The organism is Microbacterium sp., assembly GCF_031178525.1.
Lineage (GTDB): Bacteria > Actinomycetota > Actinomycetes > Actinomycetales > Microbacteriaceae > Microbacterium.
In genome coordinates this window covers 1-10,263 of record NZ_JAPSJA010000084.1, presented here as the reverse complement: position 1 = coordinate 10,263, position 10,263 = coordinate 1, and the positions used below count along the sequence as shown (strand labels likewise).

General features: G+C 72.5%; 8 protein-coding genes and 2 pseudogenes. 1 reads left to right on the top strand and 9 read right to left on the bottom strand.

The window, feature by feature from the left end:
- The 8 genes and pseudogenes from RIF89_RS07375 to argC form a co-directional block, all read right to left on the bottom strand.
- A pseudogene (locus tag RIF89_RS07375) lies at positions 1–324 on the bottom strand (hypothetical protein); the annotation flags it as partial.
- Positions 325–372: 48 nt separating this feature from the next.
- Complete coding sequence (gene argH, locus RIF89_RS07370; protein ID WP_309068479.1) at positions 373–1,812, bottom strand: argininosuccinate lyase; 1,440 nt, start codon at positions 1,810–1,812, stop codon at positions 373–375.
- Between the two features lie 10 nt (positions 1,813–1,822).
- Positions 1,823–2,974: a heparan-alpha-glucosaminide N-acetyltransferase domain-containing protein gene (locus RIF89_RS07365; RefSeq protein ID WP_309068478.1), complete on the bottom strand. Its 1,152-nt coding sequence runs from the start codon at positions 2,972–2,974 to the stop codon at positions 1,823–1,825.
- Complete coding sequence (argF, locus tag RIF89_RS07360) at positions 2,953–3,876, bottom strand: ornithine carbamoyltransferase (protein WP_309068477.1); 924 nt, start codon at positions 3,874–3,876, stop codon at positions 2,953–2,955. Before argF ends, RIF89_RS07365 begins: the two co-directional genes overlap by 22 nt.
- The gene (locus RIF89_RS07355; RefSeq protein ID WP_375294449.1) at positions 3,873–5,096 is read right to left on the bottom strand and encodes an acetylornithine transaminase; all 1,224 of its coding nucleotides are present in this window, start codon (positions 5,094–5,096) and stop codon (positions 3,873–3,875) included. Before RIF89_RS07355 ends, argF begins: the two co-directional genes overlap by 4 nt.
- Positions 5,093–6,043 carry an acetylglutamate kinase gene (argB, locus tag RIF89_RS07350; RefSeq protein WP_309068476.1) on the bottom strand — a complete coding sequence of 317 codons (951 nt, stop codon included), beginning with the start codon at positions 6,041–6,043 and terminating at the stop codon, positions 5,093–5,095. The genes RIF89_RS07355 and argB overlap by 4 nt, the downstream gene beginning before the upstream one ends.
- Complete coding sequence (gene argJ / locus RIF89_RS07345) at positions 6,040–7,197, bottom strand: bifunctional glutamate N-acetyltransferase/amino-acid acetyltransferase ArgJ (protein WP_309068475.1); 1,158 nt, start codon at positions 7,195–7,197, stop codon at positions 6,040–6,042. Before argJ ends, argB begins: the two co-directional genes overlap by 4 nt.
- Entirely contained in the window at positions 7,194–8,237 is a 1,044-nt protein-coding gene (gene argC / locus RIF89_RS07340; protein ID WP_309068474.1) for an N-acetyl-gamma-glutamyl-phosphate reductase, read from the bottom strand. Before argC ends, argJ begins: the two co-directional genes overlap by 4 nt.
- Before the next feature lie 222 nt (positions 8,238–8,459).
- Between argC and RIF89_RS07335 the strand changes: the two genes are divergently transcribed.
- A complete protein-coding gene (locus RIF89_RS07335; protein ID WP_309068473.1) occupies positions 8,460–9,119 on the top strand; it encodes a protein-L-isoaspartate(D-aspartate) O-methyltransferase in 660 nt (219 codons plus the stop codon).
- Positions 9,120–9,243: 124 nt separating this feature from the next.
- On the opposite strand, the pseudogene RIF89_RS07330 reads toward RIF89_RS07335, so the two are convergent.
- Positions 9,244–10,263: pseudogene (locus tag RIF89_RS07330) on the bottom strand (phenylalanine--tRNA ligase subunit beta); the annotation flags it as partial.

Genomic DNA, 10,263 nt, shown 5'->3' with positions numbered 1-10,263 from the left:
GACCTCCACGCGTGCGCCCAGGCCCGTGCCGTAGTCGGCCGGCACCGCGAGCACCGCGACCGCGCTCAGAACGCCGAGTCCGGCCGCGGGCCAGATGGACGCGGGCGAGTTGCCGCGATCGGGCATCACCCAGTGCCACAGCGCCGCCACGATGACCGCCGCCGTCCCCGCCACGAACGCATCTGAGAGCAGGGCGAGCAGGAGGATCACCACGGCGGCCACCGCGAGCGCGGCAGCCCGCGTGCGCCTCGATCGCCGCTGGAAGACGGTGCGCACGAGTGCGGCGGTGCCGACCGCGAGCAGCATCAGTCCGGCGACGATCATGCGTCCATCCTGCCGAGGGGCTCCGACATCCGCCGGTCGGCGCGCGGGCTAGAGACCGAGCGCGTGCACGGCCGCCTGCGACCGGGTGACGAGCTCTGCGCGCTGCTCGGCGACGCGCTCCGGCGCCGTCCCGCCCACGCCCGTCCGGCTCGCGACCGACCCGCCGATCGTCAGCACCTGCCGCACGTCGGGGGTCAGATGCCGCGAGACCCGTGCGAGCAGCTCGTCCGAGGCGTCCTCTAGACCGATGCCGTCCTGCTCGCACGCCCGCACGAGCGCGCCCGAGATCTCGTGCGCGTCGCGGAACGGCACCCGGCGCTTCACGAGCCACTCGGCGACGTCCGTCGCGAGCGAGAAGCCCTGCGGAGCCAGCTCGGCCATCCGATCGGCGTCGAAGCGCAGGGTCGCGACCATTCCGGTGAAGGCCGGGAGCACGACCTCGAGCGTGTCGACCGAGTCGAACACGGGCTCCTTGTCCTCCTGCAGGTCGCGGTTGTACGCCAGCGGCAGGCCCTTGAGGGTCGTGAGCAGCCCGGTCAGATTGCCGACGAGGCGACCGGCCTTGCCGCGCGCGAGCTCGGCGATGTCCGGGTTCTTCTTCTGCGGCATGATGCTCGACCCGGTCGAGTAGCCGTCGTCGAGCGTCACGAAGCCGAACTCGCGCGTGTTCCAGAGGATGATCTCCTCGGCGAACCGCGACAGGTCGATGCCGATCTGCGCCGCGATGAACGCGAACTCGGCGACGACGTCGCGCGCGGCGGTGCCGTCGAGCGAGTTCTCGGCGGGACGGTCGAGGCCGAGCTCGGTGGCCACCAGCTGCGGGTCGAGCCCGAGCGTCGACCCGGCGAGCGCGCCCCCGCCGTACGGGGACACGGCGGCGCGGGCGCGCCAGTCGCGCAGGCGCTCGAGGTCGCGCACGAGCGGCCAGGCGTGCGCCTGGAGGTGATGTGCGAGCAGCACGGGCTGCGCGTGCTGCAGGTGCGTGCGGCCGGGCAGGATGACGTCCGGGTGCGCGTCGGCCTGCGCGACGAGCGCGTCGATGAGGGCCAGCACGTCCTTCGCGATCGCGCGGGCGTGGTCGAGCAGGTACATCCGCACGAGCGTCGCGATCTGGTCGTTGCGGCTGCGGCCCGCGCGCAGGCGGCCGCCCAGCTCGGGACCGACGACCTCGATCAGCGCGGCCTCGAGCGCGCCGTGCACGTCCTCATCGCCCGGACGCGCCTGCAGCGACCCGTCCTGGATGCCGCGCGAGAGCGCATCCAGGCCCTCGTGCATCCGGCGCTCCTCGTCGGCCTCGAGGTAGCCGGCTGCGGCGAGCGCCTTGGCGTGCGCGTGCGAGCCCGCGATGTCGTACAGGGCAAGGCGCCAGTCGAAGTGCGTCGAGCGGCTCAGCTCCTGCAGTTCGGGCGAGGGCCCGGTCGCGAAGCGCGCGCCCCAGAGCGCACCCTCATTGGTTCCGTGCTGCTCGGGCTGGTCCGCGTCGCTCATGGCTTCCAGCCTATCGAGCGGCGTCGGTGCGGCCGTGCGCGATGTCCTTCGGCCCGGCGGTCGCGATCCTCGCGAGCAGCCACTCGAGCGGGCCGCGCCCGAGCAGCAGGGTCCACAGCGTGCACCCGACGATCGTGGCGATCGTAAGCGGCCAGAACGGCTCGAGCGCCCGGAAGGCGGCGAGCTCGGACCCGTGCACGCCGGCCGGTGGCTGCAGCATTGCCCACGCGACGAGCTGCGCGGTGTAGGCGGTGAGCGGCATGGCACCCACCGCGCGCAGCGGCAGCGCGAGCCAGCGCACCGGCGTGGCGCAGAGCAGCGTGCACACGCCGATCGTCGCGATCGCGAATCCGCCCGAGCCGATCGCCTCCCCCACGCCGCTCGAGTGGGCGGTGCTCGACAGCGCCACGCCCCACAGCGAGTCGGCCGGCGCGAGCAGCGCCCAGCGCCCGATCACGCCGTAGCCGACGCCCGCCAGCACGACGCCGGCCCCTGTCAGCAGCCCCGCCGTGAGCGGGCGCGAGAACGCGAGCCTGCCGACGCCGATGCCGGCGATCAGGAACGCGGCCCAGAGGAGGAACGGGTAGTGCCACCCGAGCACATGCGCGACCGTCTGGCCGAGCGGCCGATCCCAGCCGTCCCACGAGTCGATCGCGAACACCGCGAACGGCATCGTGACGGCGACCGCCGCCGCGACGACGAAGAGCCGGGCGACGCCGGCGCGCAGCAGCGGCAGCGTGAGGAGGAACAGGATCGCGTACGCGGGCAGGATGACGAGCACCGGCGTCTCCAGCACCACGAGCAGGATCCCGAGGAACCAGATGCAGCCGGCGCGCAGGGCGATGCGGACGCGCGCGTACGTCATCGGCCTGCCCTCGAACGGCTGCGCGCCGCCCGTCACGATCGCGAGCGAGACGCCGGCGAGCGTCGCGAACAGGATGGACGAGCGCCCGTTGACCACGTCGGTCCACGTGCCCGGATCGCTCCACTCGAAGGCGGTGATGTCAAGCAGGTGCGCGGCGAACATGCCGATCACGGCGAGCCCGCGCGCGAGGTCGATCCCGGGCTCGCGGCCCGGTCCCTCCACGCGCGCGAGGTTCGCCGCGAGGCGGCCGGTCAGCCCGCCGCTGCGGCGCGGAGTCAGGGCTGACGCAGCAGCCACACCAGCAGCGCCTTCTGCGCGTGCAGGCGGTTCTCGGCCTCGTCCCAGATCACGCTCTGCGGGCCGTCGATCACCTCGGCGTCGACCTCGTAGCCACGATCGGCGGGAAGGCAGTGGATGAAGATGGCCTCCGGATCGGCGACCGACATCGTCTCCTGCGTGACCTTGTAGGCGCCGAGGTCGCGCAGGCGCGCGAGCTTCTCCTCCTCCTTGCCCATCGAGACCCAGGTGTCGGTGACCACGACGTCGGCGCCGGCGCCCGCCTCGAGCGGATCGGTCAGCAGCGTGACCGATCCCCCCGTCTCGGCGGCGATCCGGTCGGCGTCGGCGATCACGTCCTCGCGCGGCGCGTAGGCCTCAGGCGATGCCACCCGCACGTGCATGCCGGCGGTCACACCCGCGAGCACGTACGAGTGCGCCATGTTGCTGCGCCCGTCGCCGAAGAACGACAGGGTGAGGCCGGCGAGGGCGCCCTTGTGCTCGCGGATCGTGAGCAGGTCGGCGAGCAGCTGACACGGGTGGAAGTCGTCGCTCAGCGCGTTGACCACGGGCACGACGGTGTCCTTCGCCATCTCCTCGAGCCCCGCCTGCGCGTACGTGCGCCACACGATCGCGGCGACCTGCCGCTCGAGCACGCGCGCGGTGTCGGCGGGCGTCTCCTTGCCGCCGAGCTGGCTGTTCGCCGTGGAGATGATGAGCGGCGAGCCGCCGAGATCCGCGATGCCGACCGCGAAGGACACGCGGGTCCGGGTCGAGGACTTGTCGAAGATCACCGCGACCGTCTGCGGCCCCGCGAGGCTCTTGTCCGCCCAGCGGTCCTTCTTGAGCCGCGCCGCGAGATCCAGGATCTCTGACTGCTCGGCGGGCGTGATGTCGTCGTCGCGCAGGAAGTGGCGGGTCATGCGGGGGTCTCCGGGTTCTGGGTGGCGGCGACTTCGGCGAGGGCCTCGCCGAAGATCTCGAGGAACTGCGCGACCTCGTCGTCGCCGATCGTGTAGGCCGGCGCGATGCGGATCGCGTCGTCCGTGGGAGCGTTCACGATCAGGCCGCGCGCGTGCGCCGCGGCCCGCACGCCCGCCGCGACCGGAGCGCTCAGGCGGATGCCGATCAGCAGCCCCGCACCGCGCGTGCCGGCAACGAGGGGAAGGCCCTCGACGCCGGCACGCAGCTCCTCGCCGCGCGCCGTGACGTTCGCGAGGAGATCCCGGTCCTCGATCTCCTGGATCACGGCGTTCGCGACCGCGCTGGCGAGCGGATTGCCGCCGAACGTCGAGTTGTGGGTTCCGGGGTAGAACAGGTCGCTGGCCGCGCCGAACGTCACGAGAGCACCGAGCGGGAAGCCCGCCGCGATGCCCTTCGCGAGCGTGATGGCATCGGGCGCGATGCCCTCGGCCTGGTACGCGAACCAGTGCCCCGTGCGCCCCATGCCCGTCTGCACCTCGTCGAGGATGAGCAGCGCGCCATGGGCCGTCGTCAGCTCCCGCGCACGGCGCAGGTAGCCGTCCGGCAGCGGCAGCACGCCCGCCTCGCCCTGGATCGGCTCGACCACGAGGGCCGAGACGCGCTGGTCGCCCGCGAACAGCGCCTCGAGCGCGTCGAGCGTCGGGGCGATGTGCGCGACCCCGGGGATCAGCGGACGGAACGGATCCTGGTACGCGGCCTTCGGGGTGAGTGCGAGCGCACCGGTCGAGCGGCCGTGGAAGGCGCCCTCGAGGCTGACGATGAGGCCATCCCTGTCGTGCAGGCGGGCCAGCTTGATCGCGGTCTCGTTCGCCTCGGTGCCGGAGTTGGCGAGGAACACACGGCCCTGCTCCCCCGTGCCGGCCAGCTGCTTCAGCCGCGCCGCGAGCTCGAGCTGCTGCGGCGTGGCGAAGTAGTTCGACACGTGCGAGAGCGTCGCCGCCTGACGCGCGACGGTCTCCGCGAACACCGGATGCGCGTGTCCCAGCGCGTTGACGGCGATGCCGCCGAGGAAGTCGAGATAGCGCGTGCCCTCGACGTCCCAGACGTACGATCCCTCGCCGCGCTCGAGCAGCGCGAGGCGGCCGCCGAGGCTCATCAGGTCGCGCGCGGCGACACCCTGCCAGTCCGTCGTCGTGCCGTCGGGCTTCGTCCTGGTCACTTCGCTCCCTCGCTCCCCGTGGTCGGCGAGGCCGACACCTGCGTTCCGATTCCCTTGCTCGTGAACAGCTCCACCAGCACCGAGTGCTGCACGCGGCCGTCGATGATCGCGGCGGCGCCGACGCCGCCCTCGACCGCGTCCAGGCAGGCCTGCATCTTCGGGATCATGCCCGACTCGAGCCGCGGCATCATCTCGCGCAGCTCGTCCGCCGTGAGGTGCGACACCAGCGAGTCGCGGTTGGGCCAGTCGGCGTACAGCCCGGCGACGTCGGTCAGCACGACGAGCTTGCGGGCCTTGAGCGCGATCGCGAGCGCGGCGGCGGCCGCGTCGGCGTTCACGTTCAGGGAGTGACCGGGGTGATCGAGGTCCGGCGCGATGCTCGAGACGACCGGGATGCGCCCGGCGTCCAGGTGATCCAGGACCGCGGTCGGATCGACCTTCACGACATCGCCCACGCGGCCGAGGCTCTCCTCGACGCCGTCGATCACGACGCCGCGCCTGCGGCCGCCGAACAGGCCGGCGTCCTCGCCGCTCAGACCCGTCGCGAGCGGGCCGTGCGAGTTGATCTTGGCCACGAGCTGCGGGTTGATGTGACCGGTCAGGACCATCCGCACGACGCTGATCGCCTCCGTGCTGGTGACGCGGTAGCCGCCCTTGAACTCGCTCGGGATCGCCAGGCGGTCCAGCATGCTGGAGATCTGCGGACCGCCGCCGTGCACGACGACGGGACGCACGCCCACGTACCGGAGGTACGCGATGTCCTGGGCGAAGGCATCCTGCAGCTCCTCGCTGATCATCGCGTTGCCGCCGTACTTCACCACGACGATCTGGTCGCGATACTTCTTCACCCAGGGCAGCGACTCGATGAGGGTCGCCGCCTTCGCGGCCGCCTCCTCGGGGCTGGTGTCCTGCAGGTCTACCGCCTGCTTGCTGCTGTCGCTGGTCATGAGGAGTAGGCGCTGTTCTCGTGCACGTAGTCGTGGGTCAGGTCGTTGGTGCGGATGATCGCGGTCGCGTCGCCCGCACGGAGGTGGATCAGGACGTGGGTCGCGCGCGACGTCAGGTCGACCTCCTCGCGCGGCCGGTCCGGTCCGCCCTTCGTGCACACGCGCACGCCGTTCATCGACACGTCGACGTCATACGGATCGAACGCGGCCTGCGTCGTGCCGATGGCCGCGAGCACGCGACCCCAGTTCGGGTCGTTGCCGAAGATCGCAGCCTTGAACAGGTTGTTGCGGGCGACGGATCGGCCCACCTCGACCGCGTCGTCCTCGCTCGCCGCTCCCACGACCTCGATCGTGATGGCGTGGCTCGCGCCCTCGGCGTCGTCCTGGAGCTTGGCCGCGAGCTCGTCGCAGAGCTCGACGAGAGCGGTGCGGAAGGCTGCCTCGTCGGGCTCGACCCCGCTCGCGCCGCTGGCCAGCAGCGTGACCTGGTCGTTCGTCGACATGCAGCCGTCCGAGTCGAGCCGGTCGAAGCTCACGCGCGTCGCCGCGCGCAGGTGCGCGTCGAGCTGCGACGCCTCGAGCACCGCGTCGGTCGTGATCACGACGAGCATCGTCGCCAGGCCCGGCGCGAGCATGCCCGCGCCCTTCGCCATGCCGCCGATCGTCCATCCGTCGCCCCGGCGCACGACCGTCTTCGCGACCGTGTCGGTGGTCATGATCGCCGCAGCCGCGTCCTCGCCGCCTTCGGCGCTGAGGGCCGCGATCCCCCGCTCCGTGCCGTCGAGCACCTTCGCACGGAACTGCTCGTCGCCGAAGCCGATCAGCCCCGTCGAGCAGACGAGCACGTCGCCCGCGCTGACGCCGAGCAGCTCAGCCGCCTTCTCGGCGGTCTGATGCGTGGTCTGGAAGCCGAAGTCGCCCGTGAAGCAGTTCGCGCCGCCCGAGTTGAGCACGACGGCCTCGACCACGCCATCGGCGATCGCCTGCTGCGACCACAGGATCGGGTTGGCCTTCGCGCGGTTGCTCGTGAACACCGCGGCGCCCGCCTTGAGCGGCCCGCGGTTCACGACCACTGCGACGTCCTTCGCGCCCGTCGACTTGAGGCCCGCGACGACGCCCGCCGCCTCGAACCCTCCTGCTGCGGTCACACTCACGGGGCCACTCCGTTCACGCTGAGCGCGCGGCCCTCCGGCAGGCCGAGCGCGATGTTCATCGACTGGATCGCGGCTCCCGCCGTCCCCTTCGTCAGGTTGTCCACGGCCGTCACGACGACCACGCGGCCCGCGGCCCGGTCGATCGCGAGGCCGATCAGGGCCGTATTGGCGCCGACGACATCGGCCGTGCGCGGCATCTGCCCCTCGGGCAGGAGCTGCACGAACGTCTCGTCGCCGTAGGCGTCCTGCCATGCCCGGCGGATCTGCTCATCCGTTGCGCCCTCGGCGATCCGCGCGCTGCTCGTCGCGAGGATGCCGCGCGCCATCGGGACGAGCACGGGCGTGAACGAGATCCGCGGATCGACCGCACCCGCCTCGCGCAGCGCCTGCTGGATCTCCGGGATGTGCCGGTGCGATCCGCCGACCGCGTACGGGCTGGCGGATCCGAGGATCTCGCTCGCCAGCAGATTCGGCTTGAGGCTCTTGCCGGCGCCGGAGGGCCCGACCGCCAGCACGCTGACGATGTCGGACGGATCGATCACGCCCGCCGCGACACCCGGCACGAGGCTCAGGCTCACGGTCGACGCGTTGCAGCCAGGGGCCGCGATGCGCGTCGCGCCGGCCAGCCGGTCACGCTGCCTGCCGGCTCCGACGATGAGCTCCGGCACGCCGTATGTCCACGGCTCGTTGAAGTCGCCGCCGTAGAAAGCGTCCCAGTCGCCCTTGCCCGTGAGACGGTGGTCCGCGCCGCAGTCGATCACGAGCTTCACGTCGGTGAGGGCGTCGGTGTACTGGCCCGACTGGCCGTGCGGCAGCGCGAGGAACACGATGTCGTGCCCCGAGAGGATCTCCGGGGTCGTGTCCTGCAGCGTGAGGTGCGCGAGCGAGCGCAGGTGCGGCTGGTGTGCGATGAGCGGCTGACCGGCGTTCGAGTGCGCGGTGACCGTGCGGATCTCGACGTCGGGGTGGTCGGCGAGCAGGCGCAGCAGCTCGCCTCCTGCATAGCCAGAAGCGCCGGAGACGGCGACCGAATAGGTCATGATTCCACCTTAGATGTCCGTGAGCAGAGGGCCGGAGACGGCGACACCGCTCGGCCCGGTGGGCCTGCTCGATCGCGCTCAGGCGCGAGAGCTCAGCGGCGTCGCCGAGATTCGGCGGCCACGCGGACGTCGGCGCAGGGCGATGCCCCGGGTGGGGTGCAGGATCGCCTCGCGCATGCGGCGAGCGTAGCAGAACCCTCATGCGCGACGTACGGTGGGGCGATGGGCGACCGGGCCGGGCGGGATCGCGCCGACGAGCGTCAGGTGATGCTCGAGTGGCACATCCGGGCGCGTGGGATCGAGGATCCCCGCGTGCTCGAGGCGATGGCCGCCGTACCCCGCGAGCGGTTCCTGCCGCCGTCCGTCGCTGCCGACGCCTACGCCGACTCGCCGCTGCCGATCGGGCACGGACAGACCATCTCGCAGCCGTACATCGTGGCGCTCACGGCGGAGGCGGGGCTGCTGAAGCCCGGAGACCGCGTGCTCGACGTCGGGACCGGTTCCGGCTACGCGGCGGCGGTCTACGCGGCGATCGGGGCCGAGGTCTGGTCCATCGAGTTCGTGCCGGAGCTCGCGGAGCAGGCGCGTGTGGCGCTCACCGCCGCCGCGGTGGAGCACGTGCACGTGGTCACGGGCGACGGGACACTGGGGCTCCCCGACCACGCGCCGTTCGACGCCATCCTCGCCGCCGCGGCGGGGCCCGACATCCCGGCGCCGTGGATCGACCAGCTCGCCGACGGCGGACGCATCGTCATGCCGCTCGAGCGGAACCTCGGCTGGCAGCAGCTCGTCCGTGTCACGCGGCACGGGGACGAGACGACGCTCGACGACCTGGGTGCCGTGCGCTTCGTCCCGCTGCGCGGCGAGCACGGCCTGCGCTGAGCGCCGCAGGTTCGCGCCCCGCACGGCCGCGAGACCTCATCCGCGCCGCGAGTCATCGCCCTGCGTCGATGACTGGTGGTTCAGATGAGGTCTCGCGGATCCGACGGGACCGGACGGGCCGCGGCTACTCGCGGAGCGTCGCACCGTGGCGCTCGGCCGCGAGGGCGACGCCGGCCAGCTTCGCCTCCGTCGCCTCGGCCGCCGTGAGCGTGCGGTCGGGCGCGCGGAAGCGCAGCGCGAAGGTCAGGCTCTTCGAGCCCTCCGGGATGCCCTGGCCGCGGTAGTCGTCGACGAGGCGGAGGCTCTCGAGCAGGTCGCCGGCGCCCTCGACGAGCGCGGCGCGCAGCGCGGCGGCCGGCAGCGCGGTGTCGACGACGAGGGACACATCCTGCGTCGCTGCCGGGTAGGTGGACAGCGACGCCACCGTCACGCGCTCCCCCGTGTCCTGCAGGATGGCGTCGAGGTCGAGCTCGACGACCGTGACGCGACCGGGCAGGTCGGCGTCGGCAGCGACGGCGGGCAGCAGCTCGCCGACGTAGCCGATCTCGGTGCCGTTCACGGTGAGCAGGCCCGTGCGTCCCGGGTGCAGCGCCGCACGCTCGCCCTGCGCGACCGCGATCTCCACGCCCGCTGCGGCGGCGATCACCCGCACGGCGTCGAGGGCCACCTCGAGACCCGCGGCCTCGGCCTCACGGCCCGGCTGCTTCGGCGCGACGGCGCCCGCGAGCAGCAGCGCGACGTGGCGCGGCTGCGGCGGGATCGACGCGTCGAGCCGCGCGAGCGTCTCGGCATCCGGTCGCACCGCGAGGGGCGGGATGGTCGAAGTGCCGTACTCGACGCCCGGCTGGGGCAGGAAGACGGTGCCGATCTCGAACAGCGCCAGGTCGGTGTGACCGCGCGACACGTTGCGGTGCGCGATCTGCAGCAGGCCCGGGACCAGCGAGCGACGCAGGAACGGCGCCTGGCCGTCGAGCGCGTTCGCGAGCTTGACGCTGGGCAGGTGCGCTCCGGTCGCCGAACCGTGGAGGTCGTTCTGCTCCTCCGTCGTGAACGGGAACGCGGGCGTCTCGACGAAGCCCGCGGCCGCGAGCGCGTTCGCGACACGGCGGCGCCCCTGCTGCGCGGGGGTCAGTCCGCGGCCGGA